This is a genomic window from Emticicia sp. GW821-FHT11C11, assembly GCF_058808615.1.
This window is the reverse complement of sequence record NZ_JBXARV010000002.1, coordinates 387,201-413,498: the sequence shown is the minus strand read 5'-3', so window position 1 is coordinate 413,498 and position 26,298 is coordinate 387,201. Positions and strand designations below refer to the sequence as shown.

Below are 26,298 nucleotides of genomic sequence, written 5' to 3'. Positions count from 1 at the left end.
TTGTTAAAGAAACAGATTGTATCAATATTTTACTTACCATTGATGAACCCATTAAAGTACGATTTAATTATTATAGGTGGCGGCCCGATCGGGTTAGCTTGTGGTTTGGAAGCACAGAAAGCAGGTCTGAAATACCTGATTCTGGAAAAAGGGTGTCTGGTTAATTCTTTATACAACTACCCGGCCAATATGACTTTTTTCAGTACTTCTGAAAGATTAGAAATAGGAGAGGTGCCTTTTGTATCTAACAACGCTAAGCCAACCAGAAACGAGGCCTTGGAGTATTACAGAAGGGTGGTGGCCCATAAGCATCTTCATATCCAATTGTTTGAAGAGGTGCAGGAAGTAATACGTGCTAAAGAGAGCGAAACCTATCTGATAATAAGTAAGAAAAATACTTACGAGACCGACCACATAATTATTGCTTCCGGCTTTTATGATATTCCGCAAAAATTGGGAGTGAAAGGAGAGGAACTGCCAAAGGTAACGCATTACTATAAAGACCCTCATTTTTATGCGTTTCAAAAAGTGTTGGTGGTTGGGGCGAATAACTCGGCTGTAGATGCTGCTCTGGAAACCTGGCGCAAAGGGGCAGACGTAACCATGGTTATCCGAAAAGATGAAATAGGCAGGAGAGTAAAATACTGGGCTAAACCTGATATTGAAAACAGAATTAAAGAGGGCTCCGTCAAGGCTTTTTTTAATTCGGAAATTACCGCAATACGTGAGTATGAGGTAGACATAAAAACGCCTGAGGGTATTGTTACTATTGAAAATGACTGGGTGATTTCGATGACGGGGTATCAGCCCAATCTGGCGTTCCTGAATAAGATCGGCATTAATCTGTCAGCTAATGAAATCAGGAAGCCTGAATACAATGATGACACGATGGAAACCAACCTGAAAAATGTGTATCTGGCAGGGGTGATTTGTGGTGGAATGGATACCCATAGTCTGTTTATAGAAAACTCCAGGGTACATGCCGAAAAAATCATTCAGAAGATTATTCAGACCCCTGTTTAGCGCAGGGGTCCGGATATATTCATTGCAATACTAAAGAGATTACTTTTGGTTCTACAATGGCAAAATCGGTGACTTTCCCCAACCCTGAATATTGTACCTGAAAACCTTTGTTTTCTAGCAGATAGATGGCATCTCGCAGGGTCATGCCGGCAACATTGGGTACATCTTCATTTTCGTTTATTTTACTCCAGACTATGCTGCTACCTTTTTTCACTGCTTTTGTCCAACCGGCGTTGGCAGGTACGTTTGTCAGGCCTAACGTTTCACCTACTGCTCTGAAATCTTCTGCATAACCGCTTTGCTCGTGGGCTTCAATTTTCTGCACATTGGCATTCTTGTTTTTAGCAGGGTGCATAGCTACGTCATAAGCAAAGATTTTATCAGCAATGGTGCGGAACACCGGAGCGGCTACATCACGCGCATAAAGATTACTTCCCTGTGGCTCATCAATAATTACAGCACAGCTGTATCTGGGGTTATCGGCCGGAAAAAAACCAATAAATGCCGTATAATACTGCCCCTGCACGTATCCATTTTCTCGTTTCTGCGAGGTGCCGGTTTTACCTGCTACCTTACAAAAACCTGTATTGATGTTTTGGGCTGTTCCGTTTTCAACTACTCCTTTCATCATTTCATGCACCATTCTAACGGTGAGGTCTGAGCAAATCTGCCCTTCTTTTCTACCTTCAAATTTTTCAACAATTCTATCAGCTTCTCGTATCTCTTTTACTATATAAGGTTGCACCCAGCGCCCGCGATTGGCAATAGCATTATAAAAAGTAAGCATTTGCAGCGGTGTCAGGCGGCTTTCATAACCAATGGCCATCCAGGGTATGGTAGTAGAGCTGAAAGTAGAACTTTTACTGTTTTTAATGATAGGGTCTGTTTCACCTTTCAGCTGAAAATCAACAGGCTTGTCAAGTCTGAAATTGCTCAGATAGCTTACAAAATCATTGGCTTTCGAAAACCCGAAGTATTTTTTTACCAGATTGTAAATACCAATATTACATGAATGCTCAAACACTTGTCTTACGGTCTGGCTGCCATGTTTTTCGGCGCATTTCATTTCGATGTTATTATGCATGATTGAGCCCTCGCAGGTGCCGGCAAAATCATCCATATTCAAGTGGCTTTTTTCAAGAATAGCTACCATTGACGCCAGTTTAAAAGTAGAACCGGGATCTGTGCCTCCTTTAACCGCATAATTGAAGTCTTCGATATAATAAGTCTGGTCGTCTTTGGTTCTGCGCGACAGGTTGGTGATAGCCTTGATCTGCCCTGTGGCGACTTCCATTACAATTGCAGAACCGTATTTGGCATTGGTGCTTATAACCTGATTCCGTAGCGAACTTTCAACGATATCCTGAAAATTGATATCAATTGTGGTGACTACGTCCTGTCCGGCTTCCGGACGGACTTCCGGAGAATCTTCTAAAGGCTTCCAGACACCTCCGGCCAGGCGCTGGAAAAGCCCTACGCCGTCTCTTCCGGCCAGATAATTATTAAAACTGAATTCGATTCCGAAATCTCCTTTGGTTTGTGTATTGCGATCAAGTTTGCCGATAGACCGCAATGCCATGTCATCAAAGGGCATTACCCGTCGGTTTAATTGTTCAAATTTACCACCGCCTTTCATGGCTCCTTCACGGAAAAACGGAAATTTCTTGATTTCCTCCATTTCCGGAAAATCTACCAAGCGGTCGCCCAGCACCACAAAATGTACTTTTCGGCCTTTACGGGCATTAAGTATGAGTTCTTTGTATTGATTAGGGGTTCGGTCACGAAAAAAACCAGACAGTAAATAAGTTAAAGAATCCAGTTGCGTGTCAAGATATTTAGACTTGGCCCGGGTAACGTCGAGCCCAACTCTGTAGCGTGGCACCGACGTTGCCAAAAGACTGCTACCGTCGGCTGCATATATGTTGCCACGCGTAGCTTTTATCTGCATGGGCTTGCGTTGCACTTTGGCAACTTTGTCCATCCATTTTTTCTTCTGAAAATTCTGTACAATAAATATCTGAGCGGCTATTGATGTGCCTATCAGAAATACTAACCCAAAGGTAAGTTTGGCTCGCCACTGAATTTCTTCACGGATAGAGGGCTTAGCTGACATGAGTTTATTATAAGATTGTAATCTGGCTATTATTCTTTTACAACTATTTTATTCGGAGGCGTAATGTTTTCTTCAAGGCCTTTATCGGTTAGCTTTTTTGCTATCTCCGACTGCTTGCTTGCAAACATATAACGCGATTTTTGCGAGATATACTCGGCTCGTCTTTCTTCCATATCGAAACGGGTTTTCTCAATTTTTTTGATGAAACCTTCGTAACTGTGCTGAATATAGATATAGAAAATACCCAGTGCTCCCAGCCATATAATGCGCTTGAGTGTTTCGGTAGGAAGAGCATCACCTAAATGCAGCCTTTTTTTAAGCCAGCTGTTGATGGTCTCAAACAGACCGACCCTGGCAGGAGCTTTGGACACAGAAGGAGCAGGACGGTGGCGAAAGGTATTGGTTGCCATTCCGGTAGATGTTTATAAGTTTATTATTAAAGCACGATTGTAAAACAAATGTATGAATTATATCATAACTTTTTGAAAGAGATGATTAGTTTTTTGTGAAACCTAACGAGGGTATTCCGATAAGGCAATAAAAAAATCGTTCTTTTTCAGAGAACGATTTTTTATGAGTATTCTTTTAATTGTAAGTAGAGAAATGATTGTGCATAAATGCGATTTTCTCAGGCTATGATTCTAATCTAAGAAAGAAAGCTTCCAGATGCTGTTTTTCAGGGAAATTTGGCGTTATCAGACCGTCTTCAGGTTTGTATATGTAAGGCATCGGGAAACCCCTTTCCTGAAAGGTGTCCTCGGCTATATTGTTATAGCGGAATTGCACTGACCAACGGATGTTTCTGGTAACGTTTTCTCCTGAACGATGCACCAGAAATGCCGAGAAAACCAACAAGTCACCTGCTTCAAATTCGGTTTGAATGTATTGTTTTTCAGGTAGATTTTCCCGTATACTTCCTAAATAGCCTGAAGCATCGGCTTTTAGAAGTCCAACTTTATGGCTGGCAGGCAAAATCTGAAGAGAGCCCAGCGCTTCATCACAATCTACTAACGGAAACCACATTACGATGCTATCAAGTGAGCCTTGTCCTGTACGCCAATCTTGATGCGCACCCATTCTCCAGTGGCTGCCCTCCTTAGATAAATATCGACTATTAAATTGCATGGCCGGACGAACACCAATAATCGGGGAATCATAACCTATCGACTTCAATAAATCGATAATTCTAGGGTCTGTTCCGAGTCTGTGCAACGAAATAAGGTGTTGCACCTGTTTGCCTGTATTGACAAAAACATCAAAATCTGCTTTAAATAAATCGAACATAGCATGCTCGAAGTCATCCTTGTGGTCTATTTCTACTTTTTTGCCAAGTACTCTTTCGATTTGTATCGCAAATAATTTACGGGCTTCGGTGTATATATTGTTGATTTCTTCCTTGTTGAAAAAATTCTTTATAATAATATAGCCCTCTTTATAGAATTGGTCTTTCATGGTTACTACAACTTAAGATCATCAAACAATAAATAAAATGACGAGTTACGCGCCACAGCAATATGTAGAATGATAGTTATCTGTAAATCATTACTTTTCACGAACAGCATAGCCAAATCCGGCTGTTCCGAAACCGTTGCCATTATATAACAAATATTTCTTGTTTTTGTGTTCGTAACAATAAGCATAATCTATCATCTGGTAATCAAAATCTTCAGGGTTGTCAGATTTATGGATGCCTACCAGCTGATCTTTACGCTCCCATTTAAATCCGTCTTTCGACTCTGCATAACCCAGGCGATAGCTTTGGTTACGGTCGGTGCGGTAGTCGCGGGTATGGCGATACGAATAATACATTTTGAAGATGTTATCTTCAAAAAATACACTTGGGCGGCCCACCGCATGAAGGAAATCATCAAAAGGTAGGGCCACATCTCCGGTTGACTCCCATTTGATGCCGTCTTCAGATACAGCTACACGGCAATCATAATAAGGTTCAGGATAACCGTGGATATATTCGCATTTTTGACCTGATATATACCACATCATCCAACGGCCATTAGCGTACATTACAGATGGTTGCGCAGCCCAAATAGGGTTATGGATAGAACGATCCATAATTGGTCCACGGAACATCTTCTTGAAAGTTAATCCTCCGTCAGTACTTACTGACAGGCCCATAGACAAACGATATGAATTGTGCGTGCGATTCCAGCCGGTATAGTATAGCCAGATGTCACCATTTGATTGCGGTACAAACCATGAAGGCATTGCCCCGGTTTCGTCATATTCACCTGGCCCACCCAAATCGAGAACGAAGGTATCGTGTACATAGAGAATCTTCGTAGGATCGTCATAATCTACATCAATAAACGTAGGACGGGATTGTCCGTGATCATCTCTTGATGAAAAATAAACTCTAAGGAAATCATCATGTTTATACGCATACGGAACCTGTGCATGCGAGCGGCTATGTGCCAGTGTTCCGTCAGGTTTATATATTACTCCTTTTTTTTGCCAAACTTGCCCCCCCGCCCCTAAAGGGGTGCTTTTATTTTCGTTAGCTAACATTTGTTTGATTTTATTTAGTATTTGTTCGGTGGAATTATTTAAAACTTCATTGGTAAATCTTAGCACGGTAATCCCGACCGATCGATAAAACTCGTCTTTTTCTTTATCTATTAATTTTTGTTCTTCATTGTTATGAATACTTCCATCAATTTCAATAACAAGCCTGATTGAGTGGCAATAAAAATCGGCAATGTAATTACCAATAGGATGCTGTCTTTTGAAACGCAATCCTAATTGACTTTTTGACAGAAAATGCCACAAGTGTTGTTCCATTGGTGTAGGATTCGCCCTTAACTTTGCGGCCCTTTCAAAGATAATGTTCCCTGACCCATAAAACATATTATCCTTCATATCTTATGTAATCAATTGCATTCTGCTTTAAACTCCCCCTTTAGGGGTTAGGGGCTTTTTCCTATTTTTTTCTGCCCTAATACGCCAATTATCTTTAAAATCTTTACCGGGTATCTGAAGGTTCACGTTTACTGTTGGCGCTTTTTTTGTTTTCTTAAACTCAAGCACGTAATAACCGTTACCGAAAATCCATTGTAATTTTACATCCTTCACATTTTTAGGCAGATCCTGCAGAGGTACCTGATCTGCAAACATCGGATTGGCGTCCATCAGAATCTGATAGGTTTTCTGGTCTCTCAACCAGGCGCCAACGCTTTCGTCGCCAACAACAACTCTTCCACCCACTTTTACAACGCGGTTAAACTCTTCGAATGCTTTGGCTCTTTCGGCAAATGTATTGATACCTCCAAAATGAAAAACCGCATCAAAGAAGTTGTCTTCAAAAGGCAGATAAGAGCCATTACCTATAAAATAGTCAATCGTCACATCTTTTTTATCTGCAAACTTTTCTTTGGCATGGCCGAGCATAGCGGGCGAAAGATCAGATAATACGGCATGGCCACCTGGGGTGATTTTATCTATTATATACGCTGAGTCTTTTCCGGTACCTGCACCTACTTCTAATACCCGCATACCCGGTTTCAGCTTTAATAAGCCGATCATGAGTTTTCTGGTCGCTGTTTCATTGGCATGTAAGGATTGAAATACCCATGAAACACCACGGTCATACCGCATATGAGCATCATTATACGCAACTTGTTCTTTGCGGTCCTGTTCGAAGAGTTCTTTGGGATACACTAAATCTACAATGTTGTTTATGTCATAAGAAAAAGGTTCTTCCTGAGAGGTATTATGAAGAGTTTTACCATCGGCTGATAGAACAAGTTTAGTTCTGGTTTTCGGACAAATAAGCTGGTCAAAAAATGGAGTCATCGTAAAATATAATCTAAAGTTAAAGCGTCAAAGTTTAAAATTTTTGATGAAAAAACCATAAAACAACGGTTTATTCTATTGGGTGGTTTATTTGACAAAGACCTAACGGTATAGGGAATATGTAAATTTCCTAAGAGTGTCTGTCGCCTCTACAAATTAATATCCTTACTGGAAACCTCTGCCTTTATCGCCGGATTCCCTTTCCAGATACTCCAGGGTTCTGTTTTGGTCTTTGTAAGATTGGCTCCCATGGCAATTAATGTACCTTCACCTAAAGTGCAGCCGTCTCGGATCGTGGCGTTAACACCGAAGAACGAATACTCGCCCACCACACATCTTCCAGACAGCACAACGTGTGAAGTAAAATAAACATGATCTTTGATTTCACCATGATGGCCAATATGGTTGCCGCTCCACAACACTACATTGTTACCGATTTTTACAAATGGTTGAATGGTATTATCTTCCAGAATAAAGCAGTTTTCACCAATCTGGTCCGTTAAAACTGTGGCTTTCGAACTGATGTAAGAAATACATTCGTAGCCGAGGGCTTTTATTTCACCGTAGATTTTGGCACGAATTTGATTCATTTTACGCTCACTCAATGGTGCAAAGAATTTGTATTCTGAAGGTGGGAATAACGTAGGGACATCTTCAAAAGCCACTAGTTGAATACCACAAAAAGTTGTTTCACCTTCTTTTATGTATTCTCTGTTTTTTGTAAAGGCTACAATTTCATGCTCTGAGTCATTTGTGAGATAATAATGGGCTAATTCTGCCACTAGTTCGGTGCCGAAAACTACTACTTTTGCCATTTTGGTGTCTTTATTTTATACCAACTCAAATTCTTTTAAATATTGGTGTATTGCATCAATAGAGCAAAACATCAGGATGTCTATCATTGAAAGCCAGGGAACAAATTCATTTTTGAATTGATCGTATTGAATTGGCTTCGATTTGATAAAATTAAGTAAGATTTTATTATCAGCAAAAAGTTGCTTATCATAGATCGCCATTCCACCAATTGGGTTAATGTAATGATTAGCTTTTTCCTGCTGGCATATATCAAGAATACGTTCCTGGCCTTTCAGATGCTGATTATTATATACAACGGAACTATGAATAAATTCAGTATTTATGCTGAGATAATTACATATTTCTTTTAAACCAGTGGTACAAAGTTCGGCTATATTGAGTGGGTTTGATTCGAACACTTTGGTTAGAATTTCGAAAGTCTGATTATAGTACGGCGCCTTTTTATAAGACTGCTCAATTGTTCTTGAAAACTTTTTGGCCCAGCCCGACAGGTTATCGATTTCGATGTCTCGTATCAGACGATTCTGGCTTGCACTAATGAGTGGCAATGTAAAAAGTGAAGCTTTGCCGCTAATAAGTATATTGTTGCGGTTAATCCAGCCTTTATTAATATAAGCCACATCGTCATAAACGATGAACTTATCAACGGCATTGATTAATTGAAAGTAACCAATGTATGGAAAAATGTATGGTTGCATGATTCCAATAGTCATCGTTTATCAGTATTTTTCGGGTTTAATTTTCTTAAAAAAAAGGCACTTTCTTTTACGGGGGTATCGTCATTTGCATCTTTTTTGCTCAATTCAATATCACCTGTCTCGTATGGAATTACGCCTTCAGAATAAAACAGATATTCGGCCTCAGCCGGAACAGGCTTTACTCTGCTTCTGAACGGATGAATGGGAATTAACCTGCGCTTAAATTCTTTTCCCCAAAGCGGATACTCAAAATCTTCGTGTTCCTGTTGCGTACCTAAAGCAACTATGGCATTTTTAGGTACTATTTCGTCAAACTTCTGGTAAGCCGGGTAAATGTCAGGACGCGCAACGGTCAATTGTTCCATACGCGACATATTGAAAATATTCTTTTGTTCGAACACCGGATGGATACGTGTGAATAGTATTGAGCCAACAGCTGAAACGCCTATTAAAACACAACAAAACAACTGCCAGTACTCCCAGATTTTTTTCTTTTCGGCTAGTGAATAAAATGTAACCAGCAGAGGCATACACCAAACAGCCATATTCAGAAAGTACCTTGACTTGATAGGATCATAAGGAGCAGAGTAACTTAATGATAAAAAATGGAGTAGGGCAGCAACAACCAGCGCAAGTATGCTTTTTTCGGTTGCCGTAGCTGGTTTATATCGACGCACAAAACCATAGAATACTAAGATTGCAACCGGAAGCACCATGCCAAAGCCAATGATTCCCCAGTAGGGGCGCTCAATGTAAAATCTGATGGGGTGGTCAAAAGAAAAATATGAAACTACCGTAAATTTTTCGCCTTCAACACTGAGCTTTCTGAAAAATTTATCAGGAATAATCCTGAATGCGTCATTAACTTTCTTACCGGCAGGCATACTACGTAAACCGTCCAGATTCAGAAAGTCGGAAGAATAACGGGTAATATTCAGTACGGTATTTTTAATTTTTGCCCGGGTGCTGTAGTCTTCAACCCCATGCCATTTCATTACAATTGGTGGTGCTGATAGGCTCCCTAAGCTAAACCTGCCTACTTCCTTTATGTTACCAATATAGCCCGTTGGTAACACATAGATAGCAACACTCAACATAAAGCTTATTAAAAACAAGTTGATATTTTTATAGAATTCCTTTTTTACTAAAACCGTATATACAGCTACCGCAAACGCAGCAGGAGCAATCAGTAAAAAAGTAACCTTATGGCCTATCCAGACTCCAGATATCAAACTTATCAGAATGATATTAAGAGGAGTAGGCTTCTGTTTGAAGCTGAATAATAAATAGACCAGAATACCCAGATATGCGGTTAAAACAATATCTGTTTCGGTAGTAGAGGCCTGTACGAGGGCTATGGGTAGCAGAAGTGTTACCAGCCCGGTAAAAATAGATGCGGTAAAATTTTTAGAGACTTTAAGCGCTATGCCATAACTTGAAAGGGCGAAAATCCAATAAGATAAATAATGAATCAGTTTAAAGCCTTTTTCTCCTAATAAGTGATAAAAGAATATCTGTAATGTTGGCAGAGAGTTGGGATAAAAATCTATCGTCCAGGTTGTACCTTGCAGCCGGTCCATGTTACCGTTTTGAAGATAAAGCGCACATTTTACCAGGTGGCCTGTCATGCTGTCCCATTCGTTAGGAACAGTAACCAAAAAAAAGATAACGTTAATAACAGCCGTAACAAAAACTGCCAGAAACAAAATGCCCAGTGAAATCTGATTGATCAGGGATTGACCCTGCCAGGCCAGAATTGCTTTTGTTCTGAACTGTTGAATACCATTTGAAAGAGAAAATTGCTGCGGATTGGTAACCTGGCGAAACAGAATATAGAACAAAAAGGCAATTACATTTATGCTTATGCCCCATCCTAAAGGCTGATTAATCAAATTGAGCGGTGACAACAGGAACCCTGAAGGAATGATACATAAAACCAGACCAAGGAAGAATTTCAGACCATAATCGCTCAGGCTTTCAGAGATGTGTACTGAGTTTCGATGGATTTGCCATACAAAACCAAGAAACAGGAATAGAAATATCCAATACATTCAATAACGGTGGTTACGTTAAGTACAAAGGTAAGACTGAATGCCATTCCGTCCTACGGTCATATCAAAAACTCAAATAAATCAGGCTTTTTGTTGATGTATTCAAACGGAATATTGTGTTCTTTCAAGCGTTCAATGAGCGGTTGGTAATCAGATTTTTGTTTTAACTCGATTCCGACCAGTGCCGGGCCCCGTTCACGGGATGTTTTCTTGGAATATTCAAAATATACGATGTCGTCTGTGGGGCCTAGTACATCGTTCAGAAACTCCTTAAATGCACCGGCCCGCTGAGGGAAGCGGATGATGAAATAATGTTTCAAACCCTCATAGAGCAACGAACGCTCTTTGATTTCTTCTGTACGGGTGATGTCGTTATTGCCTCCTCCGATGATACACACTACGTTTTTACCTTTTATTTCATCTTTCAGAAAATCAAGGGCAGATACAGATAATGCTCCGGCAGGTTCGGCCACAATGGCTTCTTCGTTATATAGTTCCAGTATAGTAGAGCAAACTTTTCCTTCCGGAATCAGGAGAATTTCATGGTTAAGATTCTGTTTGCAGACTTCAAAAGTCAGATCTCCTGCTCTCTTCACGGCTGCCCCGTCTACAAATTTATTGATTTCGTCAAGGGTTACTACATGGCCAGCTTCCAGCGATTTTTTCATGGTAGGAGAGCCTTCCGGTTCAACCGCTATCAGCTTGGTACGGGGCGACAGTTGTTTGAAGACCGTCGAAACTCCTGAAGCCAAACCACCACCGCCAATGGCAAAAATGAGATAGTCTATCTTAAAATTGGCATCTTTAAATATTTCAAGCCCTACAGTACCTTGGCCTTCAATAACCTGCAGGTCATCAAACGGATGTATGAATGTGGCTTTCTGTTCTTCACAAAAGTTTTTGGCTGCAAAGTAGGCGTCGTCGTAGGTATCACCCACCAGTTCTATTTTAACAAACTCCTTGCCAAACATGCCTACCTGTTTTATTTTCTGCGCCGGGGTGGTGGTGGGCATGAAAATAGTGCCTTTTACTCCTAATTTTTTGCAGGCATAAGCAAGCCCCTGTGCATGGTTGCCCGCACTGGCGCACACTACACCTTTGGCCAGTTGGTCTTTCGAAAGGCTGGCCATTTTGTTATAAGCTCCTCTGATTTTATAAGAACGCACTACCTGCAAATCTTCACGTTTCAGATAAACATTAGCTCCGTAACGTTCAGAAAGATTGAGGTTGTGCATTAATGGCGTATGGGTAGCTACGTCTTCAAGCCTTTCGGCAGCGACATACATATTGTCTATATCCGGAAGAATGAGTTGTTTTTCTGACACTTTTTTGTTGATGGTGGTCATTGGTTAAATCTGTTTTTAACCTGAAATTTTGATTGACTGTATATTATCAGATGGCGTATTAATGCCTACCTGAATTTTTGCCAAATGTAATAAAAAATAAAATGAGTAGGTAAAAAATACCTACTCAATCCATTTTGGTTAATTCTGTAAAAAAACGGAATCAGTTTCTTTCAGGTCTTAAACTACGAACGGTAGCACCGGCCTTCCACATTTCTGAGTCACGTAATTCTGCCAGTTCTACTTCCAATTTCTCACGGTAGTCTGGTTGAGAGTTACGCTCGATAGATTGTGCAGCTTCTTTTTGTGTTTTTACGCTATTATATAGTTTTTTGAATACCGGTTTGGTAGCATCGCGGAAAGGTTTCCACCAGTCAAGCGCACCACGTTGTGCAGTAGTAGAACAGTTGGCGTACATCCAGTCCATACCGTTTTCTGCCACTAAAGGCATCAACGATTGTGTTAACTCTTCTACGGTTTCGTTGAAAGCTTCTGACGGAGAGTGACCGTTTTCGCGAAGGATCTCATATTGTGCTGCGAAAATACCTTGAATAGCACCCATCAAAGTACCTCTTTCGCCGGTAAGGTCAGATGTTACTTCACGGTAGAAATCAGTTTCAAACAAGTATCCTGAACCTACACCGATACCCATAGCAATGGCTGTTTCACGGGCATTGCCTGAGGCATCCTGATAAACTGCAAAGCTCGAGTTCAAGCCTTTACCTTCTACAAACAGACGGCGAAGCGAAGTACCTGAGCCTTTAGGGGCCACCAATACCACGTCAACACTCTTAGGAGGTTTGATACCTGTCTTTTTGCTGTAAGTGATGCCGAAACCGTGCGAGAAATACAAAGTTTTACCTTTTTTAAGATATTTTTTAACGGTTGGCCATAATTGAATTTGAGCTGCATCAGACAAAAGGAAACAGATAACAGTACCTTTTTTCAGTGCGTCTTCAATGTTGAAAAGAGTTTTGCCCGGTACCCAACCATCAGCAACTGCTTTGTCGTAGGTTTTGCCTGGACGTTGTCCAACAATTACGTTGAATCCGTTGTCGCGCATGTTCATTGCCTGACCCGGACCTTGTACGCCGTAGCCTATCACAGCGATGGTTTGTTTTTTCAAAAACTCTCTTGATTTTTCAAGAGGGTATTCTTCGCGGGTTACTACTTCTTCTTCAACACCGCCAAAATTTAACTTTGCCATTTTTATTGTTTTTGTTTTGTGTTATTACTTATTAATTGTGATTGAGCGATTGAAGTGAATGAGTGATTATTTTACGTTAGTAATTTCATTCAGTGTAATCATTAAATCAAAGTTCAAGACAGATTACAAATAATACTCCCATTCGGTGATTTCTTCGGGTAGATACTCGATTAATCCCTGGGGTGTTTTACCAACGGCTACTCTTCCGGAGCGCACAAATTCAATGATGCCATGCGGTTTAATATACCGGAAGAAATCGAAAATTTCTCTTTCCGTACCGGTTTTTTCAATAACAACATAGTCGAGCCCCCAGTAAACTACCCAGGCTTTGTACACTTTGTTGATGTTTTCTACATCAATCACCTTGCCGTCAATGGGTGTAGGAATCTTAAAAAGCGCAATTTCATTGTAAACGATATCTTCGTTCAGATAACCGAAAACGGCTAATACTTCTACTACTTTACGAATCTGGCGCACAAGTTTTTCAACTTCTTCTCTTTTGTCATGTTTAATAACAATCGTGAAGCGGGAGATACCTTTTCGTTCGGTTTCAGAGACAGTCAAAGATTCAATGTTGATTCTTCGTCTGGTAAAAATTATTGTGATTTTGTTGAGTAATCCGATACTGTTTTCGGTAAATACGCAAATAGTGTATGTTGTCATTAGAATTATTAATTGAGTGATTGAGTGAATTAGCGATTGAGTGATTGCAAAGACGTAAAGCGTAAATTAGTTAGTGAATAACTTTACTGAAGGACATATACTTATCTATTGTATGTCGGTCAGCATTTTATTTGTAATGTCGGTTATTTGATCACTAAATCACTAATTCGCTCAATCACTCAATAATTCTACTCTAGTCGTATTTCAGATACACTTGTTCCGGCCGGAACCATCGGGAATACGTTTTCCTCTTTTTCTACCAGAATTTCCAAAAGGTAGGCTTTGTCAGACTTGAGTAGCTTGTCGAGCGACTCACTGAGATGCTCTCTTTCAGAGCAGGTATGGCCTTCAATACCAAATCCTTTGGCTATGGTAATGAAGTCAGGATTCTTTAATTCAACAAATGAATAGCGGTTATCAAAGAACAATTGTTGCCATTGACGCACCATACCCAGATAATTGTTGTTCAGGATAATCATTTTAACAGCCAGGCCGCTCTGTGCAATAGTGCCCAGTTCCTGGATGGTCATCTGGAAACAACCGTCGCCGATGATACCGACTACTTCCCGGTCGGGCGCACCCATTTTCGCTCCGAATGCAGCCGGAATCGCAAAACCCATTGTGCCCAGTCCGCCCGATGCTATAAATGAATGAGGCTTACGGAACTGATAATAGCGTGCCGTTACCATTTGGTGCTGGCCCACGTCTACTACAATACAGGCCTCTCCATTCGTTTTATCTGATAACATGGCGACTGCCTCAGCCATTTTTATTTTACCTTCGCCCTTAAGATCACGAAGCGTAACTTTCTGGTGTTCTTTTGAATCCAGTTTTCTGAATTCGTTTTTCCAGGCGGTAAACTCACCTTTCTTAACCAGAGGCATCAGCATTTTCAGTGCTTCTTTGGCATCACCCACTACGGGTGCTTCGGTTTTCTTTATTTTCTCTATTTCAGAAGGATCAATTTCTATATGAACAATACGCGCCTGTTTGGCAAATTTAGTGGCATCGCCGGTTACACGATCATCAAAACGCATACCTATGGCAATTAGTACATCACATTGGTCGGTCATTACATTAGGTGCATACATGCCATGCATACCAAGCCAGCCCATATAATTAGGGTGGTCAATAGGCATCGCTGAAAGACCTAATAAGGTACTGGCACATGGTATATCTGTTTTTTCGATAAACTCCTTTAGCTCCTGTACGGCATCGGCAATTAATACGCCGTGTCCGAATATGATATAAGGTCGTTTGGCTTTATTAATTAACTCAACTGCCTTTTCTATCTGCTCTTGTTTAGGTACGATACGCGGACGGTACGCAACCAGCTTATTCACTTTTTGATAGTTGAATTTCTCAGTCATTTTACCGGCCTGAGCATCGCGGGTGAAATCTATCACTACTGGGCCGGGTTTACCGGCTTGGGCAATGTAGAAGGCTTTAGCCATTATTTCGGGTACTTCGTCGGGGCTGGTGATTTGATAATTCCATTTACAAACCGGAGTAGTTACGCCAATCATGTCTGTTTCCTGAAACGCATCAGTACCTAATAATGAAGTTTTTACTTGCCCTACTATACAAACTAGTGGTGTACAATCAATAATAGCATCGGCAATGGGTGTAATCAAATTGGTACCGCCGGGGCCGGAAGTTACCAGACAAATACCGGGGCGACCGCTGACACGGGCATAGCCCTGTGCCGCATGCCCGGCTCCCTGCTCATGGCGAACCAGAATGTGGTTGATTCGATCAATATAATCATAGAGGGCATCGTAAGTAGGCATGATGGCCCCTCCCGGATATCCGAAAATAGTTTCAACGTCTTCGGCCAGCAAGCATTCCATCATGGCTTGTGCACCTGTAAGATAATCTCTCTTTTGGGGCTCCTCAAGGGGCAAAGAAAATACCTCTTGTTTTGCTTCTACTTCTAATAAATTTCCCATATCAGAGTGGTTTTAATGTATCCTTGATTGCTTGTAAGTATTTCCTGTATTTTTTTTCACGAATATGCCTTCTCCCTGCATCAGTCTTCCGTTTTTAGGGTCCTTCAGTTCAGGCAAAATGGTAAAAAGCTCAAAACCCAGTTCGTCTAATTTACTGATTACTTCATTATACAATGGACCCTGTTCATACAGAGGCAGGAATGAAATTTCAGCCTGAATAACATTGATGTGGGGTAGTAGTTCGGTGGCTCCTGCCAGTACATTCAGTTCATAACCTTGTACATCAATTTTCAGATATATAGAATGGTATTGCTGCGCTATCTGAGAAGTAATGACTTCGTCCAGTCGTTTTATCTGAATTACTTCCGTTGCCTGATATGCGGTATTCGGCGCAAAGTCGGTATGGTTTTTATGCATGCCGAGTAGAGAACTGCTGGCAAAGTTTCCTGCAATATTAATCGTCAGTTCTTCGCTCTTTGTACCAAACCCTATGTTATGGCAGATCCATTTCGGATCTTTCTCTGCTTTAGCCTTCAGCTTTTCAAAGCTGGCCTTAATAGGCTCGAACGATACAATATCACCGGTATAACCCATTTCTCTGGCTTCTTCTCCGTAAGTTCCTACAAATCCGCCTACATCTAGGAGCAAATCTGTATTGTGCGATTCAAGCAGATGTTTGATTAAGGCAAATGGAGAGTTCATGACGTTGAATCGGCGAACTTCCAGATTCAGATACTTTCTGGCAATTTTTTTTAAAAAGTGAACCATATTTCTGATTATAAATCTGTTACACAACCTTCGCTGGCAGAACTTACATTCTTAATATATTTTCTTAAAACACCTCTTGTAAACAGCGACTCTGTACGTTGCCATGCGGCTCTGCGAGTAGCCAGTTCTTCATCCGATACATGCAAAACCAGCTTGTTTTCTATCGCATCAATGGTGATTTTGTCTCCATCTTTTACCAGTGCTATGGTACCTCCTTCATAGGCTTCCGGAGTAACGTGACCTACCACAAAACCGTGAGTACCACCTGAGAAGCGACCGTCGGTTATCATGGCTACTGAATCACCCAGACCTGCCCCCATAACAGCAGAAGTTGGTTTGAGCATTTCAGGCATACCCGGTCCACCCTTCGGCCCTTCATTACGGATAACCAGCACTTGTCCGGCTTTGATCTCACCCTTACTTAAAAACTCTATCACATCTTCTTCGCGCTCGCAGACTTTGGCAATGCCTTCAAATTTTTCACCTTCTTTTCCGGTAATTTTTGCTACGGCACCTTGCTCGGCCAGATTACCATATAATATCTGTAAGTGGCCTGTTGCTTTAAGCGGGTTTGTAACTGGCCTGATGATGTTCTGTGCGTTGAAATCAAGGTCGACAACGTCTTCCAGGTTTTCAGCTACAGTTTTACCTGTGATAGTCATACAATCACCGTGCAGCAATCCGTTTTTAAGCAGATATTTCATCACGGCAGGTACCCCGCCGATAGGATGCATATCTTCCATATAATACTTGCCCGAAGGTTTCAAATCTCCTAATAGTGGCGTGCGGTCTGAGATGGCCTGGATATCATCAAGCGTGAATGATACGCCCGCCGATGAGGCAATAGCCAGATAATGCAATACTGCATTGGTTGAACCGCCCAGTACCATTACCACAGTAAGTGCATTTTCGAATGCTTTGCGGGTCATGATGTCACTTGGCAGGATTTGTTTCTCCAAAAGGACTTTCATCGCTGCACCAATGGCCAGACACTCCGCCTTTTTTCCTTCGTGGGTGGCAGGGTAAGACGAGCTGTTTGGTAAACTCATGCCCATAGCCTCAATCGACGAAGCCATCGTGTTGGCAGTGTACATACCACCGCAAGCACCCTGACCCGGGATAGAATTCTGGATTACTCCTTTATAATCTTCATCCGATATGTTATTGGCAAATTTTTTACCCAGTGCTTCAAAAGCAGAGACAATATCCAGTTTCTGTCCATGATAATATCCGGATTTTACCGTGCCGCCATACACCAGAATTGCCGGGCGATTCAGACGAGCCATGGCCATCATGGCGCCAGGCATGTTTTTATCACAACCTACTACGGCAATTACGCCATCGTACCATTGGGCAGAAACCACATCTTCAATTGAGTCGGCAATGATATCGCGGCTGGGTAATGAGTAGCTCATACCGTCGTTACCATTTGTCATTCCGTCTGACACCCCAATGGTGTTAAAAATCAGTCCCACCATGCCATTTTCCTGTACTCCTTTTTTTACATGTACCGAAAGCCCGTTCAGGTGAATATTGCAGGGGTTACCTTCGTAGCCTGTACTTGCAATACCAATTTGCGGTTTTTGCATGTCTTCTTCTGTAAGGCCAATGGCATAAAGCATGGCTTGCGCGGCCGGGTTGGTTACTTCCTGGGTAAGTGTTCGACTGAATTTGTTTAGAGCGGTCATTGCTATTGAGTGATGTGATTTACGTAAATACTGTCTTGTTTATAAAAAAACCTTCTTCACTGTGTGAAGAAGGTCGTAAGGCTATGGTCATGCTTCCCTCTTCACACCCGTTTAAACGAGCAGATGAATAATAAGGACGATAATGACTCTATGCTGCATATTGAATAATTTTCTCTATTTGCGAAAATTCGCTAAGTGCGAATCATATTCTATACAAATGTAGGCGAAAGGATTTTTTAATTCCAAATTTTTTAAAACAAAATTTCTGAATTTAATTATTTTTGCACTTTTCTAAGGTTGCTTTAGGCTAATTCGAAGAACTTTTACGCACTCGTAATCTCTTCGTAGGTTGCCTGAACGCTTCTCTGAATACCGTCGCCCTGCATTTGGGTTACGCCTGGAATAGCAGTTGTCTTTAAAATTTCTTCCTTTGTTTTGCCGGCTTTAACCTCTCCTTCCACGAAATTCCACAGCTTCGAAAGGTAATCCTGAAAGACTTTGATGTCTTCTTTCGAGCCTGTTATTTTTTCAGGATCAAACGCATGGCCGAACACAAAGAGTGTTTGGTTATCAAAAGTAGAAAGGGTTTTATCAAGTACTGTAATCCAGTTTTTGACAGATGCCCCTGCTGCACGATCAACAAACGGGTAGCGGCGGTTGAAGAGTAAATCGCCCATGTGTGCAATATTGGCTTGCTCAAAATGGATGATACTATCGCCATTGGTATGACCTGCGCCAAAGTAATGTGCTTTGATGGTCTCTTTACCTACTTTTTGCTTCCAGGTGTCGGTAAATGTTACATCCGGATACAGTTGTTTATCTTCTGTTTTGCTCTTTTCTGCAGCTACTTTCTGGTTTTTTAAAGAATTGGTGTGAGCTACTACGTGTTCTGCAATGCCCTTAAAGGAGATATTACCACCTGAATGATCACCATGGTGATGTGTGTTGATTAATAGTTGGATGGGTTTATCTGAGAGTTTTTTCAGTTCGCCAATCAGGTGTGTTGATTGCTCGGGGAATTGGGAATCTACTACGGCTATGCCTTTTGGGGTAACAAGGTAGGCAATGGTACCACCACGCTCAGTAAAAACACCTACGCCACCGCGTAAGTCCTTCAATTTGTATGGGTTTTGCGCTAACAGATTGGCTAACAGTTCTTTGCCCGATAAGGTAAAGGCACCTAGGGTAAGACCGGTGGTCTGTACAAAATTTCTGCGATTCATTGTTTTGAAGATTAAAGGTTCAGTTTGCTTACTATATTGAATGAATAAGAGGCAATTCTTTTAGTTCTACTCATTTCCCAGAGCCGCTTCCACCATATTCTTTACCGATACATCGTTCGATAGCAGGATTTTCATCAAATGATTCTCGCGCAGTTTCAATGCTTTCATAATTTCTTTAACAGACAAGCCTTTCTGATGCAGACTGCGCACATTTCCTCCAAAGTCTTCAAAATACTGCAATTTTGCCTGTAATTGCTGTTTACCGTCCTTTAATCGAGGATGATGACCGCAGAAAAGCACATCGAAATCATATTCAAGTACTTTTTTAATGGATTCTATCTGTTGCCAGAATTTCTCGCCCTTTCTGAACACCCTTATCCGGATACCGACAAACAGATCACCCGAAAAAAGCCAGCCCATGTCAGGCTCCAGAAAAACCGTGTGGTCGACCGAATGCCCCGGTGTATAAATAGGCAATAAGCGGTGATGCGGCGTTTCAATACTATCCGGAAAATTATGTATGTGATTTGTATAGAGAGTAATATGTCCGAAAAGCACCCTTTCATACGGATACAAATCAAAGCCTCTGCTTATTTTATCTTGCGTAATCGGGTGAGCAAATACTTCTGCCTGATGCTCAACTGCCAGTGCTGCCACATTGCCCGAATGATCTTCATGAAAATGTGTCAGCAGTATTTTCTCAATCGTTTTATCTTTAAAGGTAACGCTTACTTTTTCCTGACAATGGGCTTGTGCGGTATCGATTAATACATTATCAAAAATAAAGCAGTACACATTGAACCAGGGTTTGCCGATGGGAGCGTAACCAAAGCGGAACAACTCTACACCGGCAAACTTTCTGTATTTTAAATATTGCATTTTTCTAAGAAGTAAATCAATACTTTTCGGTCGTTATCACTTCACAGTTTTATAAATCTCGTCACCAATGGCTGTTCTTATGTTCAGTGTACTGATCTTGGTATTGTCGCGTGTAGGATATACACGGTTTGATAAGAACACATAAGCGAAGTTATATTTTGGATCTACCCATACAAAAGTACCTGTAAAACCGGAATGGCCGTAGCTTTCAGGAGTAGCCAGTGTAGGGCCATTAGCTACTTTAGGGTTAAAATCGATTTTATCGAAAGCAATGGCTCTTCTGTTTTTCAATTCAGGAAACTGGTATCTTGTACTTTCTTCAATCACTTCTGGTTTAATGAACTGCTTGCCGCCATAGCTGCCTTTTTGCAGGTACAATTGCATGAGTTTCATGAGGTCATTCGCATTGCCGAATAAACCCGCATGACCCGAAACACCATCAAGCATACCGGCGCCCTCGTCGTGCACCCGGCCGTGAATAAGTGTTTGTCTGAACAAGGTATCTTTTTCACTAGGTACTATCTGCGACTTCGGATAGAAACGCAAAGGATTGTAGGTCAAAGAATTGGCACCGAGTTGTTTGTAAGTTTGTTTCAGGTAGTCTTCCCAGGGCATACCTGTTAGGCGAGGCATGAATGTAGGATAGGTATAATAATGCAAATCACTATATACATAGCCTTGTTCCGGTTTTACAGGCGAGTCTTTAATGGCATTGAAAATCTTCTCTCTATAATCCTTGTGCAGCCATAGGCTGTCTGTCACCTGCACGGTAAATTCGGCAGAAGGGGCATTAGATAGTGTGTTCTTTTTCCATACCAACGTGGCGGGAGATAGGGTTTCTTTCCAGAGCGTTTTGTCTTCTTTAATGGCTTTCATGAGCATGGCATGGTATTTCTTCTTGCTCATCATGAATTTCTTCTTGTATTTCTGTGCGTATTTGGCTTTAAATACCGGGCTGTTCTTTACGGTTTTTACAGAATCAATACAATCCATCCAGAAAGGAATCCAGGCTTTCAACCCTGACTTATGCGTAAGCATGTCTCTGAATCGTAAACTGGCTTTGTTGGAATTATCAAACTCTGCATAGTAATCCTTAAAGGTTTTGTCAAGGTCGAACTTATCGGCGCTCATCAGTTGCATCACAGCTAGTAATGAAGTACTTACTTTGGTAACCGAGGCTAAATCATACAAATCGGTCAACTTTACTTTACCGTTTGATACCGTATTGCTTTGGTTGTTTAGTATTGCGTTGGTGTTTGCATTCTTTACTCTTTCATCCATCACATCATTCTTGTTGTCTGCTCTCAAAACCATGTCACCCGTGGTATTTCCACCTGCTTTTGCAGCTTCGTAAGTATGATACCCAAAGGCTTTGTGATAAATGACACGGCCATCTTTGGCCACTTCTAGCACTGCGCCGGGGTATGCTTTCTCTCTCAGACCCAGATTTACTACCGAATCCATCCGGGCATTAAATACCTTGCTGTCCAGGCCAACCATTTCGGGCACTCCATAGGCCAGACGACCTATAGATTGGGTTTGTTTGCTTAGTTCTAACGGGTAACGCTCATTGACTGTTACCGGCAGCTTACCGATGAACGGAATGGCGCCGAAGATAGCCTGTGCTGAGGCCTCTTCCATGTAGTTTGTCAACTGATAGGCCATCACCACAGCTTTGGCTTTGTCGAGGTCTTCGAATTTGTCTAGCGAATAAGGGTTGCCGAACAAGGTAATAACCGCTTTGCCTGTATTAATCAATGCTTTTACCGCCTTTCTGTTTGCATCGGTTACACCATATTTAGCCGCCGGACGAATGTTGTTCAGATGTACACCCACCAGTATCAGGTCGTGGCCATTGGTTTGTTCCAATACTTTGTTGATGTCAGCATCTGTGGCATTAGCCGGAATAAGGAAATTATCAATAGTAGTATAATTACCTGCCATTTTCTGAAATGCGGTAGTTTGTGCTGCATCAATGGAAACCACTGCTATTTTTGCGGTCAGGTCTTTTACAGGCAAAATACTATTATCATTCTTCACTAAAGTAAGAGCAGCTTCAGCAAACTGGCGATTCAACACATCGGCCTGAGTTGTATTCAGATCTTTTATCAGGTTTTCAATCTGAATAGGTTTATATTTATCCAATCCTACCCACGATTTCGCCATCAGGATTCTTTTCACCCTGAAATCAAGTTCTTCCATGCTTATTTCTTTATTGGCAATGGCGGCTTTAATGGCTGCAATGGCCGCCGGTACATCTTCAAAGGTTTCCAGAATATCGTTACCTGCCAAAATGGCCTTTACATTGGCTTGTCCGTTCGGGAAATACTTCACGGCTCCCTGCATGTCCATAGCATCAGTAAATACAAGGCCTTTGAACTTTAAATCCTGACGCAGCAAATCTGTCACGATATTCTTGGATAGCGTAGATGCCAGATTTTTGGTGCTGTCTAAAGATGGAATACTCAGGTGAGCGGTCATCACACCACTCAAACCGCTGTTTATCAGCATGCGGTAGGGGTAAAGTTCAATATCGTTCAGGCGCTTTTTATCGTGTGTTATCAGAGGTAAATCATAGTGTGAGTCAACGCCGGTATCGCCGTGACCGGGAAAATGCTTGGCTGAAGTAAGAATGCGTTCGCTGTTCATGCCCTGCATGTAGGCAATGGCTTTACTTGCTACGTCATATTTGTTTTCGCCGAAAGAACGGAAATTAATAACCGGATTATTAGGATTGTTATTGACATCAACCACAGGTGCATAATTAACATGTACACCCATTCTGCGACATTGTCGACCGATTTCCGCGCCCATTTCCCGTATATCAGCCTCTCTGCCTCTGATGGCACCGAGGGTCATCTGGTAAGGGAATCGAACGGTGCTGTCGAGCCTCATGGCCAATCCCCATTCCAGATCCATGCCTATCAGCAGGGGTACTTTCGACATACCCTGCAGCTCATTCACAATGCGCGCCTGTGTGGTGGGTTGGCCTGCAAAAAATACGAGCCCGCCCACTTTATATTCCTGTACCCATTTTCTGAGCTTCTCAACCGTGTATCCCTGGCCGGAAGTATTACCCCGTGGCATCAATAACTGACCGATTTTTTCGTCTAATGAAAGGGTTGAGAAAACAGAATCGACCCATCGTTGGTTATAGTTATTAAGAAAATCAGGAGCTTTCTGGGCAAGAGCAGATAATGTGTTGATAAATAGAAAAGCGAGTAACAGTACTTTTTTCATGAGTTTAAGATTTTGTCAGAACAGAAACCAAAATAAATCAAAAATAGCCAATAAATCTGCATGGTTTTTAAAACCTGCACATATTTAATGATTTTACTGCCACAATGCCAGATAAGAGCAATTGGCACTTGTTTTGACCAATAAAAAAAGCATAGAAATGTTTTAATTATACGAAACGTTTTGTACTTTCACTCTGACATTATGGCAGACAAAAACGAGTCGTCAAAGGCTTTAGGAAGGGTGCTTAGTTGAGTTAATTTCGCAGTTAAATAGAAGCGGTTTTTCGTTACGAAGAAACCGCTATAGAAGAACTTAAATTAGTGGTACATGAATAGTGAACTAATCTCCAGCCTTATGATGGGACGCCAAGACGTAGAAAATGTAGAAATGATTGAAATCGCTTCACCTGATGAAGTGATGGAAAATGAAAATAATTTGCCGACAGACCTGGTTCTCCTTCCGCTAAGGAATACGGTTTTGTTTCCGGGTATTGTAATACCGGTTACTGTAACTAGGGCAAAGTTCATTAAGATGGTTAAAAAAGCCTATCGTACTGATAAAACCATTGGTGTGGTGGCACAAATACGCCATACTCCCAACGAACCAACACCGGAAGATTTATATAAAGTCGGAACAATTGCTACTATTCTGAAAATGATCGTATTACCAGATGGTAACGTTACGGTTATCATTCAGGGGCGCCGTCGTTTCGAGGTATTAAACTATGTTCAGACCGACCCCCACCTGAGTGCGTCGGTAAAATACATAGCCGATAATTTTCCGAGCATGCGTAAGAAAGAGGTGAAGGCCCTGGTACAAAGCCTGAAAGAAGCGGCCTATAAAATACTGAGTCTGAACCCGGAAATACCGAAAGATGCGCAAATGGCTATCAGCAATATTGACAGCCCCAGCTTTCTGACACATTTTCTGTCTTCTAATCTGAATATCGAAATCAGCGAAAAGCAATTGCTGCTCGAAACCTTTGATGGAAGTGAACAGGCACATAAATTGCTTGAGCATTTGATGAAGGAGATTCAGATTCTGGAAATCAAGCGTGACATACAAAGCAAGGCCAGTCTGGATATAGACCAGCAGCAAAGAGAATATTATCTGCGCCAGCAAATAAAGGTATTGCAGGAAGAACTTGGAATGGAAACGCCTGATCAGGAAGTAGAAAAGCTACGTACTAAAGGGGCTAAAAAGAAATGGAGCAAAGAAGCCAATGAGCATTTTCATAAAGAACTGAACAAGATTCTGAGAATGAACTCTATGGCGCCGGAATACGGGGTTTCGCTTACTTATGCCGAAACCATGATTGATTTACCCTGGGCAGAATACAGTAAAGATAATTTTGACCTGAAACGGGCAAAAAAGATATTGGACTCAGACCACTCAGGTCTTGAAAAAGTGAAGGAGCGTATCATTGAGTATCTGGCCGTATTGAAATTGCGTAGCGATATGAAAGCGCCGATTCTGTGCTTGTATGGCCCTCCGGGAGTTGGTAAAACTTCTTTGGGGAAATCAATAGCCAAATCGCTGGGGCGTAATTACATACGTATGGCCCTGGGCGGTTTGCATGATGAGGCTGAGATTCGCGGACACAGAAAAACCTATATCGGTGCCATGCCGGGTAAGGTGATTCAGAATCTGCAAAAAGCTAAATCGTCGAATCCTGTATTTGTGCTGGATGAAATTGACAAAGTTTCGCGCGATTTCCGGGGTGATCCGTCTTCCGCTTTGCTGGAGGTATTAGACCCTGAACAAAACTCATCGTTCAAAGACAACTATTTGGAAGTGGACTACGATCTTTCGAAAGTACTGTTCATTGCCACGGCCAACTCATTAGATACCATTCAGCCACCTTTGAGAGACCGTATGGAGATTATTGAAATTTCAGGCTATACAGTTGAAGAGAAAATAGAAATTGCCAGAAAACACCTGGTGCCTAAGCAATTGGAGCAGCATGGTATAAAAGTAAAAGACCTGAAAATTGAAGACAAGGCCATTCAACGTGTAATTGAAGGATATACGCGGGAGTCTGGTGTGAGACGTCTGGAGCAACAAATAGGGGCACTGGTGAGAAAAGTTGCCAAGTCTATTGCCATGCAGGAAGAATATCCGAAGGTGATAAAAGTAGAGCACGTTGAGAAATTACTGGGTGGTGCCGTATTCGATCAGGATTTATATGAAGGGAATGAAATACCGGGAGTTGTAACCGGCCTTGCCTGGACATCAGTAGGAGGAGATATTCTCTTTATAGAGTCGAGCTTAAGTCGTGGAAAAGGACAATTGACACTATCCGGCCAATTGGGAGATGTGATGAAAGAATCAGCCGTTACGGCGCTTTCTTATCTGAAATCGCATGCGGAAGACATAGGTATTGATTATCGCGTTTTCCAGAATTACGATTTGCATGTGCACGTGCCTCAGGGTGCTGTACCAAAAGACGGCCCGTCGGCAGGTATTACAATGGTTACCTCTATGGCATCTATTTTTACACAAAGACAGTTGAAACCTAATCTGGCCATGACGGGTGAGATTACCCTGCGTGGAAAAGTATTACCTGTTGGGGGTATCAAAGAGAAAATACTGGCTGCCAAGCGGGCGGGTATTAAGGAGATTGTGATGTGTTATAAGAACCGTAAGGATGTGGACGAGGTAGGAGCCACCTATACTGAAGGGCTGACCTTCCATTATGTAGATTATGTACAGGAAGTATTGGAAATAGCTCTGCTACCAGGCAAGGTACAAAATGCAATGAGGTTTATTTTGCCGGAAGAAAAGAAAGAGATTGAACCTGTAGAAATGTTATAATACTCAGTTTGAAAAT

19 protein-coding genes and 1 pseudogene are annotated in these 26,298 nt (G+C 41.6%); 2 read left to right on the top strand and 18 right to left on the bottom strand.

Annotated features, from left to right (window positions below):
* The first annotated feature begins 42 nt into the window (after window positions 1-42).
* Entirely contained in the window at window positions 43-1,023 is a 981-nt protein-coding gene (locus tag AC1RRY_RS11625; RefSeq protein ID WP_492820651.1) for a YpdA family putative bacillithiol disulfide reductase, read from the top strand.
* A gap of 19 nt (window positions 1,024-1,042) precedes the next feature.
* Here the strand turns inward: AC1RRY_RS11625 and AC1RRY_RS11620 are convergent, their stop codons facing one another.
* The 18 genes and pseudogenes from AC1RRY_RS11620 to AC1RRY_RS11535 all read right to left on the bottom strand — a co-directional run bounded on the left by AC1RRY_RS11620 (window position 1,043) and on the right by AC1RRY_RS11535 (window position 23,468).
* Window positions 1,043-3,136: a penicillin-binding transpeptidase domain-containing protein gene (locus tag AC1RRY_RS11620; RefSeq protein ID WP_492820653.1), complete on the bottom strand. Its 2,094-nt coding sequence runs from the start codon at window positions 3,134-3,136 to the stop codon at window positions 1,043-1,045.
* 29 nt (window positions 3,137-3,165) lie between these two features.
* Window positions 3,166-3,546: an FtsL-like putative cell division protein gene (locus tag AC1RRY_RS11615; protein ID WP_492820655.1), complete on the bottom strand. Its 381-nt coding sequence runs from the start codon at window positions 3,544-3,546 to the stop codon at window positions 3,166-3,168.
* 223 nt (window positions 3,547-3,769) lie between these two features.
* On the bottom strand, window positions 3,770-4,588 hold the full coding sequence (locus AC1RRY_RS11610; RefSeq protein WP_492820657.1) for a phytanoyl-CoA dioxygenase family protein: 819 nt from the start codon (window positions 4,586-4,588) through the stop codon (window positions 3,770-3,772).
* A 90-nt stretch (window positions 4,589-4,678) separates the two neighbouring features.
* Window positions 4,679-5,659, bottom strand: a complete 981-nt coding sequence (locus AC1RRY_RS11605; protein ID WP_492821323.1) for a glycoside hydrolase family protein — start codon at window positions 5,657-5,659, stop codon at window positions 4,679-4,681.
* 6 nt (window positions 5,660-5,665) lie between these two features.
* Window positions 5,666-5,998: pseudogene (locus AC1RRY_RS11600) on the bottom strand (endonuclease domain-containing protein); the annotation flags it as partial.
* 39 nt (window positions 5,999-6,037) lie between these two features.
* Window positions 6,038-6,943, bottom strand: a complete 906-nt coding sequence (locus AC1RRY_RS11595; RefSeq protein WP_492820659.1) for a class I SAM-dependent methyltransferase — start codon at window positions 6,941-6,943, stop codon at window positions 6,038-6,040.
* 149 nt (window positions 6,944-7,092) lie between these two features.
* Entirely contained in the window at window positions 7,093-7,758 is a 666-nt protein-coding gene (locus tag AC1RRY_RS11590; protein WP_492820661.1) for an acetyltransferase, read from the bottom strand.
* A gap of 15 nt (window positions 7,759-7,773) precedes the next feature.
* Window positions 7,774-8,472 carry a WbqC family protein gene (locus tag AC1RRY_RS11585; protein WP_492820663.1) on the bottom strand — a complete coding sequence of 233 codons (699 nt, stop codon included), beginning with the start codon at window positions 8,470-8,472 and terminating at the stop codon, window positions 7,774-7,776.
* Entirely contained in the window at window positions 8,469-10,508 is a 2,040-nt protein-coding gene (locus AC1RRY_RS11580) for a hypothetical protein (protein WP_492820665.1), read from the bottom strand. The genes AC1RRY_RS11585 and AC1RRY_RS11580 overlap by 4 nt, the downstream gene beginning before the upstream one ends.
* A gap of 59 nt (window positions 10,509-10,567) precedes the next feature.
* Window positions 10,568-11,854, bottom strand: coding sequence for a threonine ammonia-lyase (ilvA, locus tag AC1RRY_RS11575; protein ID WP_492820667.1), 1,287 nt, complete (start codon window positions 11,852-11,854; stop codon window positions 10,568-10,570).
* A 160-nt stretch (window positions 11,855-12,014) separates the two neighbouring features.
* Window positions 12,015-13,058, bottom strand: a complete 1,044-nt coding sequence (gene ilvC / locus AC1RRY_RS11570) for a ketol-acid reductoisomerase (RefSeq protein ID WP_492820669.1) — start codon at window positions 13,056-13,058, stop codon at window positions 12,015-12,017.
* Between the two features lie 123 nt (window positions 13,059-13,181).
* Window positions 13,182-13,721 (bottom strand): acetolactate synthase small subunit, encoded by a 540-nt coding sequence (gene ilvN / locus AC1RRY_RS11565; RefSeq protein ID WP_492820671.1) that lies wholly within the window; start codon window positions 13,719-13,721, stop codon window positions 13,182-13,184.
* A gap of 188 nt (window positions 13,722-13,909) precedes the next feature.
* Window positions 13,910-15,670 (bottom strand): biosynthetic-type acetolactate synthase large subunit, encoded by a 1,761-nt coding sequence (gene ilvB, locus AC1RRY_RS11560; RefSeq protein ID WP_492820673.1) that lies wholly within the window; start codon window positions 15,668-15,670, stop codon window positions 13,910-13,912.
* 12 nt (window positions 15,671-15,682) lie between these two features.
* Entirely contained in the window at window positions 15,683-16,438 is a 756-nt protein-coding gene (locus AC1RRY_RS11555) for an FkbM family methyltransferase (RefSeq protein WP_492820675.1), read from the bottom strand.
* An 8-nt stretch (window positions 16,439-16,446) separates the two neighbouring features.
* Window positions 16,447-18,126 carry a dihydroxy-acid dehydratase gene (gene ilvD, locus AC1RRY_RS11550; protein ID WP_492820677.1) on the bottom strand — a complete coding sequence of 560 codons (1,680 nt, stop codon included), beginning with the start codon at window positions 18,124-18,126 and terminating at the stop codon, window positions 16,447-16,449.
* 323 nt (window positions 18,127-18,449) lie between these two features.
* A complete protein-coding gene (locus AC1RRY_RS11545; RefSeq protein ID WP_492820679.1) occupies window positions 18,450-19,349 on the bottom strand; it encodes an MBL fold metallo-hydrolase in 900 nt (299 codons plus the stop codon).
* 66 nt (window positions 19,350-19,415) lie between these two features.
* A complete protein-coding gene (locus AC1RRY_RS11540; protein WP_492820681.1) occupies window positions 19,416-20,228 on the bottom strand; it encodes an MBL fold metallo-hydrolase in 813 nt (270 codons plus the stop codon).
* Window positions 20,229-20,264: 36 nt separating this feature from the next.
* Window positions 20,265-23,468, bottom strand: coding sequence for a serine hydrolase domain-containing protein (locus AC1RRY_RS11535; RefSeq protein WP_492820683.1), 3,204 nt, complete (start codon window positions 23,466-23,468; stop codon window positions 20,265-20,267).
* 327 nt (window positions 23,469-23,795) lie between these two features.
* Here AC1RRY_RS11535 and lon point away from each other — a divergent pair, with 327 nt between their 5' ends.
* Window positions 23,796-26,282 carry an endopeptidase La gene (gene lon, locus AC1RRY_RS11530; RefSeq protein WP_492820685.1) on the top strand — a complete coding sequence of 829 codons (2,487 nt, stop codon included), beginning with the start codon at window positions 23,796-23,798 and terminating at the stop codon, window positions 26,280-26,282.
* The last annotated feature ends 16 nt before the right edge of the window (window positions 26,283-26,298 follow it).